Annotated in this window: 23 protein-coding genes; 14 read left to right on the forward strand and 9 right to left on the reverse strand. The window is 47.2% G+C overall.

All coding sequences use genetic code 11. The annotated features are described in order from the left end of the window. Positions 1 to 153 precede the first annotated feature (153 nt). The 5 genes from dnaJ (at position 154) to F458_RS0113205 (ending at position 4,796) form a co-directional block, all read left to right on the forward strand. Positions 154 to 1,284, forward strand: coding sequence for a molecular chaperone DnaJ (dnaJ, locus tag F458_RS19575; RefSeq protein WP_018983899.1), 1,131 nt, complete (start codon positions 154 to 156; stop codon positions 1,282 to 1,284). 154 nt (positions 1,285 to 1,438) lie between these two features. Further along, the gene (locus F458_RS0113185) at positions 1,439 to 1,918 is read left to right on the forward strand and encodes a c-type cytochrome (protein WP_018983900.1); all 480 of its coding nucleotides are present in this window, start codon (positions 1,439 to 1,441) and stop codon (positions 1,916 to 1,918) included. Positions 1,919 to 2,042: 124 nt separating this feature from the next. Beyond that, complete coding sequence (locus F458_RS0113190) at positions 2,043 to 2,261, forward strand: hypothetical protein (protein WP_018983901.1); 219 nt, start codon at positions 2,043 to 2,045, stop codon at positions 2,259 to 2,261. 143 nt (positions 2,262 to 2,404) lie between these two features. Further along, a complete protein-coding gene (locus F458_RS20700) occupies positions 2,405 to 2,566 on the forward strand; it encodes a hypothetical protein (RefSeq protein ID WP_156824248.1) in 162 nt (53 codons plus the stop codon). A 184-nt stretch (positions 2,567 to 2,750) separates the two neighbouring features. Further along, positions 2,751 to 4,796, forward strand: coding sequence for a propionyl-CoA synthetase (locus tag F458_RS0113205; protein WP_083928632.1), 2,046 nt, complete (start codon positions 2,751 to 2,753; stop codon positions 4,794 to 4,796). 46 nt (positions 4,797 to 4,842) lie between these two features. On the opposite strand, the gene F458_RS0113210 is transcribed toward F458_RS0113205, so the two are convergent. Beyond that, entirely contained in the window at positions 4,843 to 5,526 is a 684-nt protein-coding gene (locus tag F458_RS0113210) for a cytochrome b/b6 domain-containing protein (protein WP_018983905.1), read from the reverse strand. Positions 5,527 to 5,683: 157 nt separating this feature from the next. On the opposite strand from F458_RS0113210, the gene dapB reads away from it, so the two are divergent. The 7 genes from dapB to F458_RS0113245 all read left to right on the forward strand — a co-directional run bounded on the left by dapB (position 5,684) and on the right by F458_RS0113245 (position 13,805). Further along, positions 5,684 to 6,487, forward strand: coding sequence for a 4-hydroxy-tetrahydrodipicolinate reductase (dapB, locus tag F458_RS0113215; RefSeq protein ID WP_026294683.1), 804 nt, complete (start codon positions 5,684 to 5,686; stop codon positions 6,485 to 6,487). Positions 6,488 to 6,759: 272 nt separating this feature from the next. Next, positions 6,760 to 7,893: a glutamine-hydrolyzing carbamoyl-phosphate synthase small subunit gene (gene carA, locus F458_RS0113220; protein ID WP_018983907.1), complete on the forward strand. Its 1,134-nt coding sequence runs from the start codon at positions 6,760 to 6,762 to the stop codon at positions 7,891 to 7,893. 12 nt (positions 7,894 to 7,905) lie between these two features. Next, positions 7,906 to 11,127, forward strand: a complete 3,222-nt coding sequence (carB, locus tag F458_RS0113225) for a carbamoyl-phosphate synthase large subunit (protein WP_018983908.1) — start codon at positions 7,906 to 7,908, stop codon at positions 11,125 to 11,127. Between the two features lie 114 nt (positions 11,128 to 11,241). Beyond that, the gene (greA, locus tag F458_RS0113230) at positions 11,242 to 11,718 is read left to right on the forward strand and encodes a transcription elongation factor GreA (protein ID WP_018983909.1); all 477 of its coding nucleotides are present in this window, start codon (positions 11,242 to 11,244) and stop codon (positions 11,716 to 11,718) included. Between the two features lie 62 nt (positions 11,719 to 11,780). Continuing rightward, positions 11,781 to 12,821, forward strand: a complete 1,041-nt coding sequence (locus F458_RS20185; protein ID WP_018983910.1) for an alpha/beta hydrolase — start codon at positions 11,781 to 11,783, stop codon at positions 12,819 to 12,821. After that, positions 12,814 to 13,368, forward strand: a complete 555-nt coding sequence (locus F458_RS0113240) for an NUDIX domain-containing protein (RefSeq protein WP_018983911.1) — start codon at positions 12,814 to 12,816, stop codon at positions 13,366 to 13,368. Before F458_RS20185 ends, F458_RS0113240 begins: the two co-directional genes overlap by 8 nt. Continuing rightward, the gene (locus tag F458_RS0113245) at positions 13,365 to 13,805 is read left to right on the forward strand and encodes an RDD family protein (RefSeq protein ID WP_018983912.1); all 441 of its coding nucleotides are present in this window, start codon (positions 13,365 to 13,367) and stop codon (positions 13,803 to 13,805) included. Before F458_RS0113240 ends, F458_RS0113245 begins: the two co-directional genes overlap by 4 nt. A gap of 16 nt (positions 13,806 to 13,821) precedes the next feature. Here the strand turns inward: F458_RS0113245 and F458_RS0113250 are convergent, their stop codons facing one another. Further along, positions 13,822 to 14,268 (reverse strand): Hsp20 family protein, encoded by a 447-nt coding sequence (locus F458_RS0113250; RefSeq protein WP_026294684.1) that lies wholly within the window; start codon positions 14,266 to 14,268, stop codon positions 13,822 to 13,824. A gap of 259 nt (positions 14,269 to 14,527) precedes the next feature. On the opposite strand from F458_RS0113250, the gene F458_RS0113255 reads away from it, so the two are divergent. Then, entirely contained in the window at positions 14,528 to 17,179 is a 2,652-nt protein-coding gene (locus tag F458_RS0113255) for an ATP-binding protein (protein ID WP_018983914.1), read from the forward strand. Positions 17,180 to 17,316: 137 nt separating this feature from the next. On the opposite strand, the gene F458_RS0113260 is transcribed toward F458_RS0113255, so the two are convergent. The 5 genes from F458_RS0113260 to F458_RS0113285 form a co-directional block, all read right to left on the reverse strand. Then, complete coding sequence (locus F458_RS0113260) at positions 17,317 to 17,931, reverse strand: hypothetical protein (RefSeq protein ID WP_018983915.1); 615 nt, start codon at positions 17,929 to 17,931, stop codon at positions 17,317 to 17,319. A gap of 27 nt (positions 17,932 to 17,958) precedes the next feature. After that, complete coding sequence (locus F458_RS0113265) at positions 17,959 to 18,378, reverse strand: hypothetical protein (protein WP_018983916.1); 420 nt, start codon at positions 18,376 to 18,378, stop codon at positions 17,959 to 17,961. Between the two features lie 235 nt (positions 18,379 to 18,613). Beyond that, a complete protein-coding gene (locus F458_RS0113270; RefSeq protein WP_018983917.1) occupies positions 18,614 to 18,904 on the reverse strand; it encodes a hypothetical protein in 291 nt (96 codons plus the stop codon). Between the two features lie 768 nt (positions 18,905 to 19,672). Beyond that, the gene (locus F458_RS0113280) at positions 19,673 to 19,939 is read right to left on the reverse strand and encodes a DksA/TraR family C4-type zinc finger protein (RefSeq protein WP_018983919.1); all 267 of its coding nucleotides are present in this window, start codon (positions 19,937 to 19,939) and stop codon (positions 19,673 to 19,675) included. A gap of 42 nt (positions 19,940 to 19,981) precedes the next feature. Continuing rightward, the gene (locus F458_RS0113285) at positions 19,982 to 20,227 is read right to left on the reverse strand and encodes a DUF6482 family protein (protein ID WP_018983920.1); all 246 of its coding nucleotides are present in this window, start codon (positions 20,225 to 20,227) and stop codon (positions 19,982 to 19,984) included. A gap of 195 nt (positions 20,228 to 20,422) precedes the next feature. On the opposite strand from F458_RS0113285, the gene F458_RS0113290 reads away from it, so the two are divergent. Further along, positions 20,423 to 21,139 (forward strand): substrate-binding periplasmic protein, encoded by a 717-nt coding sequence (locus F458_RS0113290; RefSeq protein ID WP_232362668.1) that lies wholly within the window; start codon positions 20,423 to 20,425, stop codon positions 21,137 to 21,139. 26 nt (positions 21,140 to 21,165) lie between these two features. Here the strand turns inward: F458_RS0113290 and F458_RS0113295 are convergent, their stop codons facing one another. Both F458_RS0113295 and lnt read right to left on the reverse strand, forming a co-directional pair. Beyond that, positions 21,166 to 22,440, reverse strand: a complete 1,275-nt coding sequence (locus F458_RS0113295) for a Xaa-Pro dipeptidase (protein WP_018983922.1) — start codon at positions 22,438 to 22,440, stop codon at positions 21,166 to 21,168. Positions 22,441 to 22,472: 32 nt separating this feature from the next. After that, positions 22,473 to 23,966, reverse strand: a complete 1,494-nt coding sequence (lnt, locus tag F458_RS0113300; RefSeq protein ID WP_018983923.1) for an apolipoprotein N-acyltransferase — start codon at positions 23,964 to 23,966, stop codon at positions 22,473 to 22,475. Positions 23,967 to 23,981: the final 15 nt, after the last annotated feature.

Here is a 23,981-nt window from a genome sequence, read left to right on the forward strand (position 1 = left end):
CCGGGCGGAGTAACGTCACAGTACAGGCGCAGCAGGGTATTCTTGTTGCGCCTTTTGTTGTGTAATGGCAACAGAATGAGGCTGTGGTAACCGATTGATAAAGTGTGTGATGACCTCAGGCACTTGAAGTAACGAAGTAGGAAAAGTAGCGATATGTCGAAACGTGACTACTACGAGGTGCTAGGTGTTGATAGAAGCGCCGATGCACGCGATATCAAAAAAGCGTACAAAAAGCTGGCGATGAAGTATCACCCGGACCGTACTCAGGGTGATAAAGCACTGGAAGATAAATTTAAAGAGATCCAGGAAGCTTACGAAATTCTCACCGATGATCAAAAACGGGCTGCTTATGATCAGTATGGTCATGCTGGTGTAGATCCGAATCGCGGTGGTGCCGGCTTCGGTGGCGGTGGCGACTTTGGCGATATCTTTGGTGACGTTTTCGGCGATATCTTCGGCGGTGGCCGCGGTGGTCGCCAATCCAGAGCTCGCCAGGGCGCTGATTTACGCTACAACCTTGAGCTTTCTCTAGAGGAAGCTGTACGCGGTAAAGATGTTGAGATAAGAGTACCTACCCTGGTTGAATGTGAAGTCTGTGACGGTTCGGGTGCCAAGAAGGGTACATCACCTACGACCTGCCCAACCTGTCATGGAAATGGCCAGGTGCAAATGCGTCAGGGGTTTTTCGCGGTTCAGCAAACCTGTCCGACCTGTTCCGGGCGCGGCAAGATTATCAGCGACCCGTGTAATAATTGTCGTGGCCAGGGCCGCACAGAACAGACCAAAACGCTGTCTGTGAAGATACCTGCAGGTGTTGATACCGGAGACAGGATACGCTTGAACGGTGAAGGTGAAGCTGGTGAAGCAGGCGCTCCGGCAGGTGATTTGTATGTCCAGGTGCACATCCGCCAACATGAAATATTCACGCGAGAAGGCAATAATCTTTATTGCGAAGTGCCCCTAAGCTTTACGACTGCTGCATTGGGCGGCGAGTTACAGGTCCCCACATTGGATGGCAAAGTTAAGCTTAAGGTCAGCCCGGAAACACAGACCGGCAGAATGTTCCGGTTACGGGGCAAAGGCGTGAAATCGGTACGTAATGGTATGGTCGGCGACCTGATGTGCAAGGTGGTGATTGAAACGCCGGTTAATTTATCCTCCAAGCAGAAAGAATTGTTAAAGGAGCTGGACGAGTCTATGGGTGGTGCAAAAGGTAAGCACAGCCCAAAGGAGCAAGGCTTTTTTGATGGTGTCAAAAAGTTTTTTGATGACCTGACAAATTAATTATCCTGCTAAACAACCCTCCCAACGCGGAGGGTTTTTTATGGGTAAAGCAAAATAAAAAGCGTATCTATCGTGTATTCTGAATAAAAGTTAACCTGTATCGAGCACGATAGCGTAACAACAGTGTAATTAAGAAAAAGAGGGAGCATCCTTAATGAAATCTACACACTTACTTGGCGCAGCCATTCTCGGCTTGTCATTTGCCATACCGGCTCAGTCGGTGGAAGTTGAGCCGGCAATGTCTGAAAAGCATGCCAACGCTTACACGGAATATCGTCAGTCTGTTTTTACGCTGCTAAAAAGTAATATCGGCCCGCTTGGAGCAATGGCGAAGGGAAAGATGGAATATGACACTGACCTGATGCAGACAAATGCGATGCGAATGGAGCAACTGGCAGGTATGTTGTCTGATTATCTTCGGGTTGATACCAGTAATTATGATCTGGACAGCGATGCAAAAGCCAGCATCTGGCAAAATTTTGATGATGTACAAAGTAAAATCACCGACTTAAAACAAGCCGCTGCCAATTTACAAAACGTGGCGCAATCCGGTGATGAAAGCAAATTTCGTCAGGCCATCGGCAATGTCGGCAGTACCTGTAAGTCATGTCATGATGATTATAAAAAAGATTAATACAGCCCAGCCCGGCAAGAAGAAAATATGGTTTTTTTAAACTCTTTTAGCTGTTCAGCCGAATACAATAGTGTGTGCCAACGAGCAGTTAGTCTGTTTCAGATAAAGGTTTAAGGAGAACACCATGGATATTGAAGATAATCATTCTCCCAATGAAAAAAGTATTGCGGGAATGGAAGGGTTGCAGTCAGCAATTGCTAACGGTGAGAAGAACCGTGTTAAACAATTGCTTACTAATGAAATGCTTGATGATTTGCAAAAAGATTATCTGATTGAGCTGGCCAAAACCAGTGACAATCCGGATATCGTCAAGCTTATTGAAGAAACACCGACCCGCCCCTAGCGTAATTAAGCCGCTTGTGATGCAAGCGGCGTTGTGCGCTCAACCTGACACCAGCCGTCACGCTCGGAATAATTTTTGCTCCTGCGCAAATTAATAAGCGAAATTGCTATCTGGCCATAATTCTTTGCCACGTGGAGGATTACTTGTGGCATATACGTTATCGAACATTATTGAATTACCGTAACACGCTGCAAAACTGGCTTTCTCAGCCGACTGCAGTGGTGGCCTCAGATAAAGAGTCATTTATTAATGATGATTTGATTGAGATTCTCCTGCCCACCCTTATCAAAAATGCTGCCACCTAAACACCGCGCGTCGACTTTATCGCTTTCAATTTTGTATCGAAATTTCGCTGTCGTCACAACTCATCTATTTGTCTGTAACTCACTGACATTTTTTCAGTGCCAAATTTACGCGCCCGACACTTACCCGTGTACTGAGTAGAGGCAGTCACCGTGAAAAGAAAAGGTCTGATTACATTAATCTTTGATGCCATGGTTAAAAGGACAGCGCTGGCCAAAGCAAAAATTTATAAATGGATATAAGGCTGAAGTCTTATGCGTTAATTGTAAAAAGTGTACTAGTGTAAGGAGCAGTGAAAGTTTTCACCGGGCAACTCAAGTCCCGGATTGCTTACAGGACCCGACCATGGATTACACAACCTTATATCAGCGCTCAATCAAGTCACCCGAATCGTTTTGGCGTGAACAGGCTCAGAAGCTCCCCTGGTATCAATTTCCTGAAACTATCCTTAAACAGACTGACCAGAACTACAGCTGGTTTCCAGATGGTAAGATGAATACCTGCTATATGGCATTGGATTTTCATGTAGAGCAGGGGCGCGGTGAGCAAACCGCGCTTATTTACGATTCACCGGTTACTCAGACCAGGCAATCTTTCACGTATCGTGAGCTGCTCAATGAAGTAAGTGTCTTTGCCGGGGCTTTACAAGATAAAGGCGTGGAGAAGGGAGACCGGGTCGTTATTTATATGCCAATGATCCCTCAGGCCGCTGTTGCGATGCTTGCATGTGCCCGGATCGGGGCTATTCATTCGGTAGTATTCGGTGGCTTTGCTGCCCGTGAACTGGCAGTGCGGATTGATGATGCCAAGCCAAAGGTTATCGTCACTGCTTCCTGCGGTATCGAAATTAATAAAGTTATTGAATATAAACCTTTGGTTGACGAGGCAATAGAACTGGCCAGCCATGCTGTAGAACACTGCATTGTGTATCAAAGAGAGCAAGCCATCGCCGCCATGAACAGTTCCGCAGACAGTGACTGGGAGGATCTTATGAATCAGTCACACCCTGTGGCGTGTACACCGGTCGCTGCCACCCATCCCCTGTATATTCTGTACACATCGGGTACAACTGGCAAACCAAAAGGGGTGGTACGCGATAATGGCGGCCATGCAGTGGCGCTTAATTATTCGTTAAGTGCCATTTATAATCTGCGTCCCGGGGATGTTTTCTGGGCGGCCTCGGATGTAGGTTGGGTAGTAGGCCACTCCTATATTGTTTACGGCCCGCTTATTTTTGGCGCCACAACCATCATGTACGAAGGCAAGCCGGTAAAAACACCGGATGCAGGCGCATTCTGGCGGGTTATCGATGATTATAATGTTAACGTCATCTTCGCTGCGCCTACAGCATTTCGGGCTATCCGAAAAGAAGATCCAGAGGGCGGATTGCTCAAAAAGCACACTTTAACCTCGTTAAAAGCAATTTTTATGGCGGGTGAGCGACTTGATCCGGCGACTTATGAATGGACCCGGGAGCAAACCCGAAAACCGGTTATTGATCACTGGTGGCAGACAGAAACCGGCTGGCCTATTTGCGCCAACCCTACCGGTATTGAAATGGTTGAGACAAAACCGGGTTCATCGACATTACCGGTCCCTGGCTACAATGTTCAGGTGCTCAACGAACATGGTGGTGAAGTGGCCAACGGTCAGCAAGGCGCTATTGCGATTAAACTGCCGTTACCCCCTGGGTGTCTGTTAACTATCTGGCAGGACGAAGCACGTTTTGTTAGTGGTTACTTATCTCGGTTTCAGGGATATTACTGTTCCGGTGATGGTGGCTATAAGGATAAAGAGGGCTACGTATATATAATGGGCAGGACCGATGACGTCATTAATGTCGCCGGTCATCGTCTTTCTACCGGTGAAATGGAAGAAGTGCTTGCAGCTCACCCGGCCGTGGCGGAGTGCACCGTTATCGGAATCGCAGATAGCATGAAAGGGCAGGTGCCATTAGGCATGGTGTTGCTCAAAGATAACGTCAAGATCGACGAGACAACACTGGAAAACGAGCTGGTGGCAATGGTTCGCAAAGAAATCGGTCCTGTTGCAAGTTTTAAACAGGCGATTGTTGTTCAACGCTTGCCAAAAACGCGCTCAGGCAAGATTTTGCGAAAAGTGCTGCGGCAAATGGTTTCAGCCGAACCGCTTAACGTACCTTCAACCATTGACGATCCTGATGCTATTGCCGATGTTCAGCAAAGTATGCGTAACAAGGGGATTATTCAGTAACTTTTGTCAGGACCAGGTTGGGTAACCGCTAACCTGGTACTTACTATTAATAAAAGACGTCCTCAGACTCTGTTTCAGGAGGTGCTTCAGCCACTACATACCAGGTCAGCGCCGCGCTGATAATCATTAGCAAACCAGCCAGTAAAAGTTTTGACGAGGAAATCGCTTTAGCTTCGGTTTGCTTTTTGCCATGCAGCATTGCGCTGGTCAACGCCTGCTTTTTATAAACTTTATAAAAAATGACTGCGCTGATATGTAGGCCGATAATTATCAGCAGCCAGTCAACACCCGCACGATGCAGATAATTCATAAGATCGCGCAGGCTCTCATCGGCGGAAGGATACCAGGGACCTTCCATAAAAATATCATCGGTCATAAATAGCCCGCTGACTGCCTGACTGATAAGCAGTGCCAGCATCAGGATAACGACATAACCACCCAGTGGGTTATGCCCGCCATAGGCATGGCTGTTTTGTCTAAAAAGCGTTTTTCCGTAACGGAAAACCTGAACCGGTGAGGTAACAAATGATGCAAAACGTGCATGAGTAGGGCCGACCAGCCCCCATAAGATACGAAATGTAAGCAGACCGAGTACAAAGTAACCGGTGTAAAAGTGCCACTGCATCGCATTATCCATCCATGTCGCCGTAACGTACTGCACAAGTAGTGCACCTACCAGTAACCAGTGAAACAGGCGGGTCGGTATATCCCAGATAAGACGGCGTCTCATGAGTTTCTCCATTAAATGGCATCCACGTTTAGTTTGCGCAAATCAGCCAGTTAACGCAAGCGTCGCTAAGATTTAGCACCTTAAAATCCCGGCGTGTTCTTGCATCCATCGCTTCATCAGGCAAAATGTTATGTAACAGAAATATGGAATAATGCAGATGAATATAGGTGTGTTAGGTGCAAACGGTCGCATGGGCCGTGTTATCATTGAAGCTGTCCAAAATGATGATGTGGCAGTATTGACTGCAGCTACCGTGCGATCGGAATCACCCTGGGTCGATGCTGATGTCGGGGAACTGGCTGGTATGGGAAAATTATCGATAGACTGTACACCACTTAGCCAAGTTTCTGCGGCGGCGGTAGATGTAATGATTGATTTTACGCTGCCGGCTGCGCTTGAAGAGAACCTTGCATGGTGTTGTGAGCATAAAAAGCCTGTTGTCATCGGCACGACAGGCCTGTCCGATACGCAATTAGCGCGGTTAAAAGACGCGGCCGGGCATATTCCCATCGTATTTGCCGCTAATTACAGTGTGGGCGTTAATCTAATGCTCTCGCTGGTAAGACAGGCTGCCAAAGCGCTGGGCAATACTGCTGATATTGAGATCACCGAGGCGCATCATCGGTTTAAAAAAGATGCGCCGTCAGGTACTGCCATGGCCATCGGCGAAGCCATTGCCGATGAACTCGGACGTGATTTGTCACATTGCGCTGTTTATGGCCGGGAAGGGCATGAACCGGAGCGCGACCAGCAAACAATTGGTTTTAGCACGGTACGTGGCGGGGACATTGTTGGTGAACATACCGCTTTATTTGCTGATATTGGCGAGCGTCTTGAAATTACCCATAAAGCGTCCAGTCGGCTGACCTTTGCTAATGGCGCTGTGCGGGCAGCGCGCTTTGTAATGGATAAGCAGCCCGGTTTATACACTATGCAGGATGTTATTGGTCTGACTGATTAATTATCAAAAACTGTATGTTTCACAGTGTTTCATGAGTAAATCGTCTCAAAAGCGTGTTTTTCTACGTTTTCTCAAATCCGCGTAGACCTTTTATAAATACTGCTGTATACTCATCGGAATTTGCCAAGATTTTGCGCTGTTATTATTCAGTGCAGGTTTATTAGCTGCAAAGACTGCAAACGGGATGTTGATGGTTAACTTAACAGCCCGTTTTTTGTGTGTTCTGAGAATTGATATCGGAACTCTCGGTTATCCTTAATTTGGAGGTTGACTTGGCTAATTCTGCCCTTTTGGTGTTAGAGGATGGGTCTGTTTTTAAAGGTACGGCGATAGGTGCTAAAGGCACAGCCGTTGGGGAAGTTGTTTTCAATACTTCCATGACGGGCTATCAGGAAATCCTTACAGACCCTTCTTACGCTGAACAAATCATCACCCTGACTTATCCCCACATCGGTAATACCGGTACCAATCCTGAAGATGTCGAAGCAGATAAAATCTGGTCCAAAGGCTTAGTTATCCGCGATCTTCCCCTCATTGCCAGTAATTTCAGACAAACACAAACGCTGTCCCAGTACCTGACTGAAAAAGGTGTGGTTGGCATTGCGGATATTGATACGCGCAGACTGACCCGCTTGTTGCGGGACAAAGGTGCCCAAAATGGCTGTATTGTGTGTACAGATGAGCTGGATGAACAGGACGCGCTGGCACAAGCTCAAGGTTATCCAGGGTTGAAAGGCATGGATCTGGCCAAAGAGGTGTGCATTAAAACGCCTCAGGAATGGAACAGTGGCTCGTGGCACCTTGGCCAGGGTTATTTAACGCCTTCCGATGAGCCTGAGTATCATGTGGTAGCTTATGACTATGGTGTTAAGCACAACATTTTGCGCATGCTTGTCGATCGCGGCTGTAAAATCACGCTGGTGCCTGCCCAGACAACGGCAGAAGAAGTGATGGCGATGAACCCCGATGGCGTGTTTTTGTCTAACGGCCCGGGTGATCCGGCGCCCTGTGATTACGCTATCGAAGCAATAAAATCTATCGTTGAGGCTGGTATCCCCACATTTGGTATCTGTCTTGGTCACCAGTTGCTGGCACTGGCCAGTGGCGCTACTACCATAAAGATGAAATTTGGCCATCATGGTGCAAATCATCCGGTTAAAGATCTCAAGCGTAACACGGTCATGATTACCAGTCAGAATCACGGGTTTGCGGTAGATGAAACCCATTTGCCGGAGAATCTGGAAGTTACCCACATTTCGCTGTTCGATCAATCATTACAGGGCATCCATCGTAAAGATAAACCAGCATTCAGCTTTCAGGGGCATCCTGAAGCGAGTCCTGGTCCTCAGGACGCCAGTGCGCTATTTGATCATTTTATCGAACTCATCGAACAAGCAAAGCAGTAGGACACGCCCACTATGCCAAAACGTACTGACTTAAAAAGCATTTTGATACTGGGAGCCGGCCCTATTGTCATCGGCCAGGCCTGCGAGTTTGACTACTCCGGCGCGCAAGCGTGTAAGGCGTTGCGTGAAGAGGGGTATCGGGTCATTCTGGTGAACTCTAATCCGGCCACCATAATGACCGACCCGGAAATGGCTGATGCCACCTACATCGAGCCTATTCACTGGGAAGTCGTGCGCAAAATCATCGAAAAAGAACGCCCTGATGCGGTATTGCCGACAATGGGTGGGCAAACTGCATTAAACTGTGCGCTTGAGCTTGATCGTAAGGGCGTGCTGGAAGAGTTTGGTGTAGAGCTTATCGGTGCCACAGCGGATGCGATTGATAAAGCCGAAGATCGCGATCGTTTTGATAAAGCAATGCGCAAAATTGGTCTTGAATGCCCGCATGCTGAAATTGCTCATAGCATGGAAGAAGCGCACGATGTACTAAGCCGCATTGGTTTTCCCTGTATTATTCGCCCTTCGTTCACTATGGGCGGTTCCGGCGGCGGCATTGCTTACAACGTTGATGAATTCAATGAAATTTGTCACCGCGGTCTTGATCTTTCTCCTATCAATGAGTTGCTTATCGATGAATCGCTGATTGGCTGGAAAGAGTATGAGATGGAGGTGGTACGAGACAAAAATGATAACTGTATCATTGTCTGTACTATTGAAAACTTCGACCCTATGGGTGTCCACACCGGTGATTCAATCACCGTCGCCCCCGCGCAGACCCTGACCGACAAAGAATTTCAGATTATGCGTAATGCGGCGATGGCAGTATTGCGGGAAATCGGCGTTGAAACCGGTGGCTCAAATGTTCAATTTGGCGTAGATCCGCAGACCGGCCGAATGGTCATCATCGAAATGAACCCCCGGGTGTCACGCTCCTCCGCGCTGGCGTCAAAAGCCACAGGTTTCCCCATCGCGAAAGTGGCTGCGAAGCTGGCTGTCGGGTATTCACTGGATGAGCTGGATAATGATATCACTGGCGGCCTTACTCCCGCGTCATTTGAACCCTCCATTGATTATGTGGTTACTAAAATACCGCGTTTTAACTTCGAAAAGTTTGCCGGCGCAAATGATCGCCTTACCACACAAATGAAATCAGTGGGTGAGGTTATGGCTATCGGACGCAACCAGCAAGAGTCGCTACAAAAAGCGCTGCGAGGTCTGGAAGTCGGGGCCACCGGTCTCAATCCCATGGTTAACCTGGACGATGCTGATGCTCGCAGCAAGCTTATTTACGAATTGCGCGAGGCGGGAGCAGAGCGTATCTGGTACATCGGCGATGCATTCAGAATGGGCATGACCGTTGAAGACGTTTTTGAGCTGACGAATATTGACCGCTGGTATCTGGTTCAGATTGAAGAACTGATTCTGCTGGAAAATGAGGTCGCTGAACGGGGCATTGGTAAAATCGATGCTGCAATGATGCGTAAACTTAAACGTAAAGGTTTTTCTGATGCGCGTCTGGCAGAGCTGACCAATGTAGCCGAAAGTGATGTGCGCGATGTGCGCAGAGACTTTGATATCCATCCGGTCTACAAGCGCGTGGACACCTGCGCTGCGGAGTTTTCCACCAGCACAGCGTATATGTACTCGACTTATGATGAAGAGTGCGAAGCCGATCCCAGTGATAACCCTAAAATAATGGTATTGGGTGGCGGCCCTAACCGCATTGGTCAGGGAATCGAATTCGACTACTGCTGTGTTCATGCAGCATTGGCATTGCGTGAAGATGGTTACGAAACCATCATGGTAAATTGCAACCCGGAAACTGTTTCCACCGACTACGATACGTCCGACAGACTGTATTTCGAACCGGTGACGCTGGAAGATGTACTGGAGATTGTCGCCAAAGAAAAACCTAAAGGCGTGATTGTTCAGTACGGTGGCCAGACGCCGTTGAAACTGGCCCGCGCTCTGGAAGCAAACGGCGTGCCCATTATCGGGACGAGCCCGGATGCAATTGACCGGGCTGAGGATCGTGAGCGCTTTCAGCAGATGATCAATAAGCTTAGTCTGAAACAACCTGCTAATGCCACAGTCAGTAATATGCAGGAAGCACTGGAACAGGCAGATGCGATTGGCTTTCCGCTGGTCGTTCGTCCATCTTATGTATTGGGCGGACGCGCCATGGAAATCGTTTATGATATGAAGGATCTTAAACGCTACCTGACAGAGGCTGTGAAAGTATCTAACGACTCCCCGGTACTGCTGGATCGCTTCTTAGACGATGCTATTGAAGTAGACATCGACGCCATGTGTGACGGTACCGATGTCGTTATTGGCGGTATTATGGAGCATATTGAACAGGCTGGTGTGCACTCTGGTGACTCCGCATGTTCTTTACCACCACATTCTTTAACCAAAGACATCCAGGATGTGATGCGAAAGCAGGTAAAAGACATGGCGCTGGAGCTGGGTGTGGTCGGTCTGATGAACACGCAGTTTGCCGTAAAAGATGGCGAGGTTTATCTGATCGAGGTCAATCCGCGGGCTGCGCGTACGGTGCCGTTTGTGTCCAAGGCCACTGGCATTCAGCTGGCAAAAGTGGCCGCTCGTGCAATGGCGGGCGTCAGCCTGGCAGAGCAGGGCGTAACTGAAGAAGTTATTCCGCCGTTCTACTCGGTCAAGGAAGTAGTATTACCTTTTGCTAAATTCCAGGGTGTCGACCCGCTGTTAGGCCCCGAGATGCGTTCAACCGGCGAAGTCATGGGTGTGGGTGAGACGTTTGAAGAAGCCTACGCTAAGGCCAATTTAGGTGCCGGTGCGCCATTACCCAAAGGCGGCAAGGTCTTGTTGTCGGTGCGCGATAATGACAAAGCGCGAGTCATTGAACTGGCAAAATTACTGAGCGAAAACGGTTTTGACATTGAGTGTACCCGGGGTACCGCTACTACGCTCTACGATGCCGGTATTATGAGCTCAGTGGTGAATAAGGTCTCTGAAGGGCGCCCGAATATCGTCGATGCTATTAAAAACGGCGTGTATGATTACATCATCAATACTACAGAGGGACGTCAGGCGATAACCGACTCGGTGTACATCCGCCGAGAAGCATTGCTCAATAAAATCACATATACGACGACGATGAACGCCGCCTTTGCTACTGTGCAGGCCAAGTCGGCAGATGATCGTAACCGTGCTACATCCGTACAGGATTTACACGCTCGTATTAAACATTGATGACAAAAAACGGGATACGCGGTATCCTGTTTTCATAAAAACTGAAAGTTGTGCGCCTTAATGGCGCACTTTTTTTGATCACGACAACCAAAAAACCACAGGTGAGACACTTCCATGGCTCAGTATCCAATGACTGCTCACGGTGCAGAGCTTCTGCGCAATGAGTTAAATGAACTGAAAACAGTCACCCGCCCGCGCATTATTGAAGCTATTGCGGAAGCCCGGGAGCACGGTGACCTTAAAGAAAATGCTGAGTATCACGCAGCGCGTGAACAGCAGAGTTTCTGTGAAGGACGTATTCAGGATATCGAAGGCAAATTGTCCAATGCGCAAATTATCGATGTCACTAAAATCGAAAATAATGGCAAGATTATTTTTGGTACCACCGTCACCATTATGAATCTGGAGACAGATAAAGAAACCCGTTATCGTATCGTCGGTGATGACGAGGCGGATATAAAAAACAACCTTATCTCGGTAAACTCGCCAATCGCTCGCGGCCTTATTGGTAAGGAAGTGGATGATGTGGTGAATATTGACACACCGTCAGGTTCGGTTGAGTTTGAAATCGTCAACGTTGAATATCTTTAGAAAAAAGGGAGCATCAGGCTCCCTTTTTTGTGTAGTGTTTTAGGTTTTTAAGGATAAAAACAATGAAAGGCTTCCGAATTTTGCTAGGTATCTGCGCACTGGTTTTCCTGGTTTCCGGTTGCGCCGGCTTAGTCGCTGATGAGATTGAAAATGCGCAGTTGAAAACTACTTTCAGCAAGGGAAGCCTTGAGGAGTTTTATAAAAAAATAAATGTCTCTACAAAAAGCTATTGCAGCAAAACCACGTCGTTTTGTACACAATATTTGCTCAGTACTCCGTCGCCGACTGAACCAACCGATACAACTACTGCATCTACGTCCGAATACGGTCTGGAATTGAAAACGAGCATGGAATCAGGCTCAAAAGTGGTAGAAAAAGTGTTGCTTTTAGATGAGCAGCTGGAGAATCAATACCAAGGTACCGTGCTCTTGCTTCATGGTCATGGTGGGGATAAGCATGTCTGGGCAATCACCATAAGTTATTTCCATTATCTGGGTTTTGATGTGGTCGCGCCAGATTTGCCCGGCCATGGTGAAGCGAATTTGCAACGAAGCTATGGTATTACTGATGGTCAGGAAATGGCAGATTTTATCAGTACCGAACTAAAGGACGCACCACGTCCGCTTATTATTGTCGGTCATTCTATGGGCGCGCTGGCGGCGGTCAATGCCGCACGCGATAGCCAGTCGGTCGACGGGTTGGTGTTGCTGGCGCCGATGCAGCGTTTTGATAAAGCGTCGTTGGGTGTGGCGCAAACGTTCACCCCCTGGCTGAACATGCTGTTACCTGACAGTTCAATAGAAGCGGGCGCCGAACTGGCCCTTACACGCAGTGGGGTGACGATGGCACAGACTGATATGCTACCGACTATACCACTTTTAGGTGTGCCCACATTGGTATATGGCGCGCAGACTGATCCGGTCAGTAATATCAGTAATGAAGATGGATGGCGGTATCCTCATGTACAGCGCTTCGTGAATGATGAAGAGTCACACATTTCCCCTGTGGCGGTGGGGCAGAAAGAGCATGAGATGTTTGTAGATTGGTTTAAAATTATTCCGGGTATTATGAATACAGCCAGGCAGGGATCTGCGCATGAATAATAACAATAAGCCAGAGATAAAGACACTGCGCTCTAAAACGGTTTATCAGAACCGCTGGATGAAAGTAAGAGAAGATATAATCGAGCGAGCCAGTGGCGCTGAAGGCCTTTACAGTGTGATAGAGAAACCGCATTTTGCGATCATTATCCCTATTCAGGATGACCATGTGTATATGGTGGAGCAATATCGCTATCCTGTCGGGGAGCGTCAACTGGAGTTTCCTCAAGGGACATGGGACGCAAGCCCTGATGTTGACCCATTAGTGCTGGCAGCGGGCGAATTAAAAGAAGAAACCGGCTTAGCAGCGGATAAGCTTGAACATGTGGCATTTCAGTATCTGGCTTATGGAATGAGTAGTCAGGGTTATCATATTTATGTGGCTAGCGGACTCACGCAGGGGCAACAGCAACTTGACCCGGAAGAGGAAGGACTGACCGTCCAGCGTTTGTCACTGGCTACGCTGGATAAAAAAATCCGGGCAGGTGAAATCAGAGACGCTTCCACCTGCAATGCGTTGGGTCTGGCAAAGTTGAACGGTTTTTTATGACACATTCTACACCAGCCGGTTTTGTGCTGCGCTTTGCCGCTGTACTTATAGATACGCTGATGTTTTTTTTGTTTGTCAGCGTGCCGGTTAGTCTGACCATGGGGTCAGTGATGATGGCCAGTGGCGGGGCGTTGAACTGGCCCAGTATACTCGTTGGTTACGTCTTGCCATTCGGGCTGACTATTTGGTTCTGGCAAAAATACCTGGGTACGCCAGGGAAAATGCTGTTAGGCATTCAAGTAGTGGATGCGCTCACCGGAGAAAAACCAACGGTCATTAAATCGGTTATCCGGTATGTCGCCTATATTGCTTCAATCGTTCCCCTGGGGCTCGGATTCCTCTGGATTCTATTTGATAATCAAAAGCGTGGATTTCACGATCATCTGTCAGGCACGGCGGTGATCCGCAATGTGCCTGACTATAAACGGCAAAAATAATTAAATGGCATATTTACTAGCGAGCGTGTTGCAGCTTATTGCTTATCTCTATCTTTTTGGGTTTTTTCGCTTCAGGTAAAATTCTTTCCATATCAATATTTAGCAAGCCATGCTCCAGCTCTGCGCCCAAGACCTTCACGTTGTCTCCTAGCTGAAACTTACGCTCAAAACCTCTTTCTGATATACCTTTGTGCAAGAATGTACGTTCAGGCGCACCCGCAGCTTTCGGCGCTTTTTTTCCTGCAATAGTCAGTGTATTTTCCAGCATTTCAATATCAATATCCTGTTGAGTAAAACCGGCCACCGCCATAGTAATACGGTATTTGGTTTCACTGAGTACCTCAACATTGTAAGGTGGATACCCACTTTGTTTTTCCGATTGTGTGGCAGCATCAATCATGTTGGCCAGATGGTCACTACCAATAAATGAACGGTACAGGGGCGTTAAATCTACTGAGCGCATGGTCGGCATATCCTCATAGTAAAGCAATATGGTAAATAAAGACTGACCCCGGTAGGGCATCAGTATTTGTAAGGTTAAGCTTTTGGCGACAATTTTCAAGGCTAAGGTGCACTTAACAAGCCAGTGATTGTTGGTGAATGGGCAAATCCGAAAGCTGATCTAAGTATCCTTGCAGGCAGTAGAAGTTTTTTGTTGAATTTTATTTAAAGCCTGAGCAAACCAGGAAGGTAAGTCTGGCCCTTTTTAGTGGAACAAATAGATGACTGATGTGCTTTCCGATTTTGATTTCGAAAATTGTGAAGATGAGCCGATACATATTCCTGAAGCAATACAAAGCTACGGTTTTTTAATCGCCTTTACCCATGACGAACTGAATATTTCGGTAGTTAGTGAAAATACGAAGGAACTCTTTAAAGAAAGCGTATTGGGCAAACATTTTCTGGATTTACTGTGTCCACAGACAGACAGCAAAGCTTTTTTAGAAGAAACATTTGAGCGTGTCGCAAAAAACAAGATTCGCCTGCCGATCAAGATTGAGTTAGATAAACAAATTTTATACCCGGACACCGAAAATGATTATCTGGCTGTCGTATACGATTCGGGTGAGAATTACGTGGTGGAGCTTGAGCCGGCCTCAGAATTTCGTGATTCTTACGGTGCCGAACAGTTCATTAAACTGTATGCGATGTCGGTAGCACCACGTTTTAAAGAAATGACAACGTTAAGCGAAATGGCCCATGAAATGACAGCCACCATTCGCTATCTGACCAACATGGACAGAGTTGTCCTTTACAAATTCAACGATGATTATTCTGGCAAGGTTATCGCTGAGGCAAAAGCGGATGATCTGGAGTCTTATCAGGATCTGTATTTTCCGGCAGCCGACATCCCCAGTCAGGCGCGGGAGCTGTATACATTAAATTGGGTAAGGCTTACGCCCGACACCGAATTACCCGCTTCACCACTGGTGCCTTCAGTGAAAGACTCAAAGCGTGAGCCCCTGGATTTGACCCGCTCTTTATTGCGCCGATTTTCGCCTATCCATCTGCAATATATCCGTAATCAGGGATTACGAGCTTCTTTTTCAATTTCCCTGGTCACTGATGGCGAGCTGTATGGTCTTATCTCCTGCCATCACCGGGATACTCGCTATATTCCACAGGATGTGCGGTTGCAGTGCGAAAACCTAAGCCAGCTATTCAGCTGGCATTTGCGGGCCAAAGAGGAAGAAATCGCCCGCAAGAAAAAACAGGAAATCGATGAAGCTGTAGACGGCATGTTGGATAAAATTGGTCCTTCCAACCCTATTGGGCGGGTTGTTAAAAGTGGCGAAAAAGCGTTTTTAGAAGCCATGAATAGCTGTGGTTTCATCTACTATTCGCAGTATGAAACCATTGTATTGGGCGAGACCCTGCCTGTAGATCTTTTGAAGTCTATTTTCAATGACGCCAGAAAAGCGAGCGGCTTTCCTTATGTGAATGACGCGCTTTATGAAAAATGGCCGGAAGCACGTGATTATAAAATCGCGGGCATCATGATCATACCGCTGTTTGAGAAAAAACAGTATTTCACTGCCTGGTTCAGAAAAGAAGAAACCAAAGTTCAAAAATGGATAGGTTCTGAAGGTGAAAAATCGGAAGCAGCATCTAAAGCTGAAAGGTTGAAGCCGAGAAGTTCATTTAAAGTCAATGAACGGGTTATTGAAGGCCAGGCCCCTGAATATGATAAGGCTGATATCGATACCGCTAATCGGCTGAATCGTATGTTTTTAGTTTATGCGCTGGAAGTTCAGGAGCGCATGCATATCAGTATCGAGGAGCTGGAGAAACAGGACCAGTACCGCAATGAATTTCTGGCCACTCTGGCTCACGAACTGCGCAATCCCCTTGGGCCGATAATGTCCGGCGCCAGTATTTTAGAGTCAGCCAGTGATGATGCAACGCGTACGCGGGTTACCTCAATAATAAATCGGCAAGCCGAGTATATGTCGAAACTAATCAACGATTTGATGGATGTTTCTCGCATTACACGAGGGAAAGTAAAACTTGAATTCGAACGGGTAAATATTGGGGATATTCTTTCTGAATCACTGGAAATCGTTGAGCAGCATATTAAAACTAAAAATCATGAGCTGACGCTGGGTTATCAAAGTGAGAACGTGACTGTATATGGAGATAAAGCACGTCTGAGTCAGATTTTTTCCAACATTATTCACAATGCGGCGAAATATAGTGAAGCTAATGGAAAAATAGCGATAACAGTCCGTGAAGAAGGGCCAATGGTAATCGTCGCGGTGAAAGATAATGGTATGGGGATCCCTGATGAAAGACTTAAAGATGTTTTTAATATGTTTACGCAAATCGACGCGCACTCTACGCAAACCAAAGGTGGCCTGGGGATTGGACTTACCCTGGTACAGAAACTGGTAACCTTGCATCATGGTGATATTTCCGTGTTCAGTGAGGGGCTGGACAAAGGCAGTACATTTGAAGTGCGGTTACCGGTGTCTCAACAAGCTTTTGAAGATACCGATACACAGGCATCAAGTGTCACCAGCGTTGATAAGCGGGTTATGTTTGTGGATGATAACGCTGACTTGGTAGATACTTATTGTCTGCTTTCAGAAGCGATGGGGCTGGAAGTATTGGGTATTACCTCGCCCACCGAAGCTGTTGATGCATTTAAACGGTTTAAGCCAGGCTATGTATTTCTGGATATCGGCATGCCTGATATTGACGGTTATGAATTATGCAGAATGCTTAAAAAATTGCCGGAAGCAAAAAATGTCAGATTTTTCTCACAAAGCGGGTGGGGAACAGAAAAGTACATAGAAGCGTCGAAAGAAGCAGGTTTTGAAGACCACTTTGTTAAGCCACTATCCACCGATACGATTCGCTCAGCATTGAAGTAGCCGGTAGCAAGAAAACATCGTATAGCACCAGAGCAAAATCAGCAGCGAAATAAAAACAGCCACCACGCTTCCCGCATCAATGGGTAAGGACGAGGAGTGCCGGTTTCATTAGCCTGATGATTAAGCGTGTTGGAATGCTAGCCTGCAAGGTGAGATATAGTCATTGTTTGCCAACTTTGCTTTATTTCTAACATCAGCTTTTCAAGCGGAGCATAGCTGCGATAAGCGCGAAAGTAAGGGAGATGATTATTAAGCAATGGGTAAGCACAAAAGCCCAGCTGGTAAGCGCGTCTTAGCCATAACGTAGCCTCCTCAATATTGCCGGTCACAGCATAGGTAAACGCGACAAATCGCACCAGCATTTCGTTAACCGACGCCATCGAAACCTGTGCCTCAGTCAGTTGAAACTCAGACTGTTTACCCTTCAAAGTGTCTCTGAAGTTAAAGGCAATATGCGCAGGTAACGTCTCGGATTCAGAAACGGTAAAACCGTTGCTGGTGGCGATAACTTTCTCTGTTTCACCATCAAGCGCATATACCCATGATAAAAATAAGCGACCTATTGGACTATGTGGATCCATGTCCAGCACTTTTTCATAAGGAGCGATAGCGCCATAAAAGGTAACTAAGTGAAGTCGATACCAGCCTGGTAAACAGCGACTCACCGGCGTCAAGGGACCGACAATCTGCAGTGCTTCAATAAGCGGCCATGCCAGCGGAGTCTGACCGGTGATCAGGTAACAGTTTGCCAATAGTGCCAGTGTATCTGGGTCATTTGGCTACAATGATAAAGCACTCTTCAACGCGTAAATAGCATTGCCAATATTGCCGGTTATATATTCATACCAAGCAGTTAGCGAGAGTGTGCTAAATTCACCTGGATGCTTAAATTCAAGCTGGTTGAGAATCTCCCGAACATTGTTTAAGGGTCTGTCTGAGCAGCCAATGCCAGCCTCGCGTGACTGTAAATAGACTCTGCCCAGAGTGGCTTGAATGAGAGCATTGTCACCGATTAACTCTCGGGCCGCGCAAAGTAACTGGATAGCGCGCTCTATCGACGCCGGCTGCCACTTTATTGATTCTGAACGTGCCATATGCAGGTACTTCCAGGCGGTCTGATTATTCAAAGAGACACAGAAATTTGTGGCTATTGCTCGGTCTGCTGCGTAGAGCGGCAAGCTGGTGATAATCTCTGCCACAATTTGCTGTCTTGCAGTTTCCCAGTTTCAAGTGAGGTGTGATACGTTGATGACAACAATATTTTTTGGTTCGAAGCATCGATCAGACGACTGTTTAAACGTAGTTGCTGATGCCTGACAAAATGCTCCTCTCAAGGTAAAAATCTAGTTGCATATCCGCGAGTGCCTCTGATAATACCGATTTTATCGGCTAGCAAATAACGCATAGAAGAATAGCTGATTATCGTTAGTGTCTCTAACGTTGCCAGCTTAGCCACGATATCTTCACAAATGGCAATGCGGCACTGCAAGGTTTTTTATGCAGCGCTGACGCGCTGTTGATGGCGACAGCAGGCTTACGGGATGACAGCCATTTACTCAGTTCGGCCGGATAAGCAAATATTCGTGAGCCAGAAATATGCTGATGACGGTCTACCGGCATGCCTTCCTGCATTTCCCCGCGCCGTACCGTTCTTTCGCTGTGCTCAAGAAAGTTAGCGATAGCTTTCCACGATTGTAGCTTTTTATCAGATGAAAACTGCGCCATAAAAACCACCTCTCCACCCTAATCGTTACATAACCATCAATGGCGGTATGCGTGACCGATAGTGGCCTGCTCTGCCCGTTCCATGCCTTATTTATTACGTCTATGCTTAGCCTTACAATTAACAAGTATAGGAAAACTAATCATGAAAACATTGGCTAAAATTTTATATCTGTTAAATATAAGTGTATTGAGTATACCTGTTAGTGTCACACCCGGTGATGAAACAAAATTATCGGCCGAGTAAACAAATAAACGCTGGACCCGGTTGAAAGGGACTGCGGTACATTATTTTTCAACATCCATCAGTCACAAAACAATTCTGACGGTAACAGGGAAACGCGATTAGGACACAGAAACTATTGATTTATTTGGCGATATTACCGGTCGTTCTCTTTACCATGTTAGCTCGGATCTTGATGTATTTACGGGCAAACTTGTCAATAGCGGACACCAGGTTTTTTCCGGAACCATTATGGACTCAGACCCGGTTTTAATTTTGGATGACGATTTTTATTTAACGTCAATATCAATACCAGAGAAACAAAAGGCAAGGTGAACTTCGCGAGAATATTGGCCGAAGAGCGCATTAGGTGTAATCTAACAGTGGTGGGAACCGGCCTGGATGAGCAAAATAATGCGTTAGCGAATTACACGGGCAATTGTCGCGGCGTCCACAGAAAAAGCAGATAAACTGGGCATTGTTCCAGTTATTTTGCTTAAATAATACTAACAGTCATACCAGCTGGTTTAGTTGTCTGACCCCTTGCATTACCGAAGCAGGCTATCTTTGCTGGCGCGACGGTTCATGGATGACTGCTCTGCTGCCTTTTTCTCCTGCTCAGTCTGACACTCAATGCATAACTGTACGCCAGGAATTGCCTCGCGTCTGGCCTGTGAGATTGGCTCATCACAAAGTTCACAAACTTCAGCACTTACGCCCTGGGGAATATTGCCTTTTGCTTTGGCCACCCCATCCTCCACACTAGCATCGATTTGGTCTTGTACTGCGCCATCTTTGGCCCAACCTCCTGCCATTCGCTTTCTCCTGTATCCGGTTTATTTATTGCTGAAAATCGATTACCACTTAATTTCCATCTCCAGAGCGGTATCATTATTTGCCTGACCCACCATTTCTTCATACGGTGTAGCCTGACGCAACCACACCTTATCAAAGGTAGTATCATCGAAATGTACACGGATTTCGTCGATAGAATTAAATGTTTTAGGTTTTCCGTCCTTCACCATAACAGGTTTACGATTTTCCTCATCGCCGGTCGCCACGACATAATAGCCACCCTCGAGAGATTCAATATAAAGATTCATTACAGTTCCTGTGATAGCACAATAGTTATATAGGTAGCGATGGGGCACCAAAAGTGATCATTAAAGTTGGGTAATACACCCAGGGAGTTATACTTAAATAGTATTTAATATCCGAAACTTTCCGCCGATAATATATCCAAGTACTTCTATTGATTGGCCAGGGACAATGTCCACGCTGAGATGAAAATGTTTATTATGAAGCGCATTATAATAATATTGCTGGCCGTGCTGCTCCAGATTAGCGCTCCTAAAGCCAGCGAAAAACCGCTATCTATCGCTGTTAATGCCGGCCCTCCTTGGGCGTTTTATGACGAAGAGCTGGGAGTCATTGGTATTGACGTGGATATTATTAGCCGCGTAGTCGAAAGGCTGGGATACAAAAGCGAATTCCATTTGTTGGTCTATAATCGACTGATTGAAGACTTTCGGAACGGAAAGTTCGATATCGCCAGCCCGGCCGCTTTTTCGGCCAGAGAGGGTGCACTGACCGTTCCTTACTTGCCCTTTGAGGATGTAGCGGTTTCTCTGCAGAGCAAAAATCTTAGCATTGAACAATTAGATGATCTTGCCGGAAAGAGTGTGGTGGCTTACCAGTCTGCCCGGCATGTACTGGGAACAGCGTTTACTGCTGTATTAACAGATGATCATTACCTGGAAATCGCAGACAGGGAAGTGCAGCTGCGGTTACTGGCTAATGAACGAGCCGACGTGGTTATCGGCGAGCGCAGAATTTTAACCTATATAATGAACAAATATTATCCCGATAAAGCGTTGCGCATACATCAGGTGTTTGAGGCGACACCTTATGGCGCGATCGCCAGAAATACTGAATTGCGGGACAAGTTTAATGCCGAGCTTGAAAAAATGCGCGAGTCAGGTGAGTTGACCCGGATCTTAAATAAATGGCAGTGATATCAGACGCTACCTACCAAGGCGCGTTATCGTTTATCAGGATGCTTGATGACTTGGCCGTCTTTGACCACCAGAAGAACATTTTCCAGTGTATTTACTTGAGAAAGAGGATTCCCTGAAACCGCAATGATGTCAGCCAGTTTACCATCTTCGATACTCCCCAAAGTGGCGTTTTGCTTAAGCAATGTTGCAGCATTGATAGTTGCTGCCTGAATCGCTTGCAGCGGTGTCATACCAAACTTCACCATACGGGCAAATTGCTTTGCATTGTTGCCGTGGGGATAGACGCCTGCATCTGAACCAAAGACCATCTTAACGCCGGCTTCTACAGCTTTTCTAAAGTTCTCCCGCTGCGTTTTACCAACTGTCCGCTCCTTCGCCAGGCTTTCTTCCAGAATGCCCGCTTTAGCACCTTCGCCAAGAATGTACTCGGTAACATATATATCCATGGACAGATAAGTGCCTTTTTCCAACGCCATCGCGATAGCTTCATCATCCAGTAAACTGGCGTGCTCGACGGAGTCTACACCGGCCTGAATAGCTTGCTTAATACCCGATGTTCCATGAGCGTGGGTAGCCACCGTGAGGCCGCGCAAATGCGCTTCTTCAACAAGGGCCTGCATCTCTTCCAGGGTATATTGTTGTGCGCCAACCCTGGTACCTTTAGACAGCACACCACCGGTTGCACAAAATTTAATAAGATCTGCGCCGTATTTAATATTCCGTCTTACTGCTTTTCGTATTTCCCAGGGGCCATCTGCGACGCCTTCGCTGCTATCATGATAATCATAAGGCAGCAAATTGTTATCACAATGCCCGCCGGTAACCCCGAGCGAAGGGCCTGCCACAAACATCCTCGGCCCTGAAATGTCGCCCGCACGAATAGCATTTTTCAATGCTACATCAGCAAATCCGGGGGCACCTACATTTCTGACAGTGGTAAAGCCGGCATTTAATGTCGCTCTGGCATGTTTAACACCAGTGATAGTAGCGCGAGGCAAAGATACAGCCAGACGTTTATAGCCATGCAGTGCCGCATCACTGGTCAGGTGGACATGCATGTCCATCAGGCCGGGTAGCAGGGTGGCGTCACCCAGGTTTATTGTTCGTGTTCCTTCAGGGATAGCAATCTGTGTCGCCGGGCCAGCCTGACTGATGATATTACCGTCAATCATTACAATCGCATCAGTAATAACTTCACCGCTTTTAACATCCAGCATACGATCAGCGGTAAGTGCCAGCGACCCACACCAGGCCGGGAAGGCTGTTAAAAGTAAGTAAAAACATGCAAATAAGCGCATTGAGGGATCCTTTAGGGCAGATTAAACATCGGTTACTGTTTACGCGGCGAGGTGTTCTGACTGTATCTGCGCTGGATAAACCAGCCAGTTATTCCACTGATAAACAGAATAACACTCATGGGCCAGTCGCTTAGATAGCGGTAGGGGGTAAAGCCAGTAGTTGCGTCTACATCAGACGTGATACTGCCACGCTGAAACTGGGGCAGACGACCGGTGATATTTCCCGCATCGTCTATAAAAGCGGTAATACCATTGTTAGTGGCACGAACCACAGGACGGCCAAATTCTTTTGCTCTTACCTGCGCAATCTGTAAATGCTGGGCCGGACCATGGGAGTCACCAAACCAGGCATCATTGCTCACGGTAATGATAATTCCCGTATCCTGGTGTAAATTGGCGGAAACCTGTCGTGGGAAAGCAATTTCAAAACACAATGCGGGTGCCATGCTGACACCATTGGCAACAATATTTTCCTGCACAAAAGCGCCGCGGGAAAATGACGACATTGGCAAGTCAAACAATGGCGCCAGCGGGCGCAGAATACTTTCAAAAGGGACAACTTCGCCTACTGGCAGCAGGTGGTGTTTCGCATAACGGTTCGTTCCGCCATACCGATAGTGTCCATTATTACCCGGCTCTTTAGCACCCAGCACAATCATGCTATTCCAGGAATTTTTGGTTTCGAAATTATAGTCTACAATGCCTGTAATCAGGGCTGTATGAGTTTGCGCTGCCTGTTTATCAAGGTCTTGCAGATAGGCGTTGGCAAGATATTCGAGCTTAGGCACGGCAGCTTCCGGCCAGATGACGATATCATTGCCCCACAATGGCTGCGTCATCTTGCGATATAACGCCATCGTCGGTCCATCCTGCTCTGGCTCCCAGCGAATAGACTGCTCAATATTCCCCTGTACCATCGCCACAGAATGGGTATCGGTGGTGGTGACCCAGCGATGTTGATTAAGTACAAACCCGCTGGTCCCGGTTACGGCAACGAGTAACAATAATGGAACGTACTTTTTGCTCAATGACCATATCGCTGTGGCAGTACACAGCAGCACCACGAGCGCTGTCACGCCAGTTTCCCCAATGACCGGCAGCCAACCGGATAACGGGCTGTTAAGCTGACTGTAACCTAAAGATAACCAGGGGAAACCACTGAGTACCCAGCTGCGCAGCCATTCTGCCAAAAACCACAGCCCAGGTAATACCATCGGCCACATAGCCGGGGTAAAGAAGCGTTTTGTCAGAAAAAAAGCAAGCGCTGGAAAGAGTGCCAGATAGCTGCAAAGTACCAGCATTATTCCGACAGATGCAGGCAGGGGCATTCCGCCAAAATTCGCGATACTGACATGCACCCATGAAATGCCGGCGCCAAACCAGCCCAACCCAAACCACCAACCAGTGGAAAACCCATTGGATTGACGCCGGTAAAGTTGTCTTATGGCAACGGTAAGTGCCAGAAACGTCACCGGCCAGGCATTAAAAGGAGAAAAAGCGAAGGTCAGACTAGCCCCGCTCAGCACAAGCAGGGCGACAGT

The sequence above is a fragment of the Salinimonas chungwhensis DSM 16280 genome (assembly GCF_000378185.1).
Lineage (GTDB): Bacteria > Pseudomonadota > Gammaproteobacteria > Enterobacterales > Alteromonadaceae > Alteromonas > Alteromonas chungwhensis.

Coding starts and splice junctions, on each gene's coding strand:
- dnaJ (WP_018983899.1), top strand. CDS start 154: ATGTCGAAACGTGACTACTACGAGGTGCTAGGTGTTGATAGAAGCGCC.
- F458_RS0113185 (WP_018983900.1), top strand. CDS start 1,439: ATGAAATCTACACACTTACTTGGCGCAGCCATTCTCGGCTTGTCATTT.
- F458_RS0113190 (WP_018983901.1), top strand. CDS start 2,043: ATGGATATTGAAGATAATCATTCTCCCAATGAAAAAAGTATTGCGGGA.
- F458_RS0113205 (WP_083928632.1), top strand. CDS start 2,751: ATGCCATGGTTAAAAGGACAGCGCTGGCCAAAGCAAAAATTTATAAAT.
- F458_RS0113210 (WP_018983905.1), bottom strand. CDS start 5,526: ATGAGACGCCGTCTTATCTGGGATATACCGACCCGCCTGTTTCACTGG.
- dapB (WP_026294683.1), top strand. CDS start 5,684: ATGAATATAGGTGTGTTAGGTGCAAACGGTCGCATGGGCCGTGTTATC.
- carB (WP_018983908.1), top strand. CDS start 7,906: ATGCCAAAACGTACTGACTTAAAAAGCATTTTGATACTGGGAGCCGGC.
- greA (WP_018983909.1), top strand. CDS start 11,242: ATGGCTCAGTATCCAATGACTGCTCACGGTGCAGAGCTTCTGCGCAAT.
- F458_RS20185 (WP_018983910.1), top strand. CDS start 11,781: ATGAAAGGCTTCCGAATTTTGCTAGGTATCTGCGCACTGGTTTTCCTG.
- F458_RS0113240 (WP_018983911.1), top strand. CDS start 12,814: ATGAATAATAACAATAAGCCAGAGATAAAGACACTGCGCTCTAAAACG.
- F458_RS0113245 (WP_018983912.1), top strand. CDS start 13,365: ATGACACATTCTACACCAGCCGGTTTTGTGCTGCGCTTTGCCGCTGTA.
- F458_RS0113250 (WP_026294684.1), bottom strand. CDS start 14,268: ATGCGCTCAGTAGATTTAACGCCCCTGTACCGTTCATTTATTGGTAGT.
- F458_RS0113255 (WP_018983914.1), top strand. CDS start 14,528: ATGACTGATGTGCTTTCCGATTTTGATTTCGAAAATTGTGAAGATGAG.
- F458_RS0113270 (WP_018983917.1), bottom strand. CDS start 18,904: ATGGCGCAGTTTTCATCTGATAAAAAGCTACAATCGTGGAAAGCTATC.
- F458_RS0113280 (WP_018983919.1), bottom strand. CDS start 19,939: ATGGCAGGAGGTTGGGCCAAAGATGGCGCAGTACAAGACCAAATCGAT.
- F458_RS0113285 (WP_018983920.1), bottom strand. CDS start 20,227: ATGAATCTTTATATTGAATCTCTCGAGGGTGGCTATTATGTCGTGGCG.
- F458_RS0113290 (WP_232362668.1), top strand. CDS start 20,423: ATGAAGCGCATTATAATAATATTGCTGGCCGTGCTGCTCCAGATTAGC.
- F458_RS0113295 (WP_018983922.1), bottom strand. CDS start 22,440: ATGCGCTTATTTGCATGTTTTTACTTACTTTTAACAGCCTTCCCGGCC.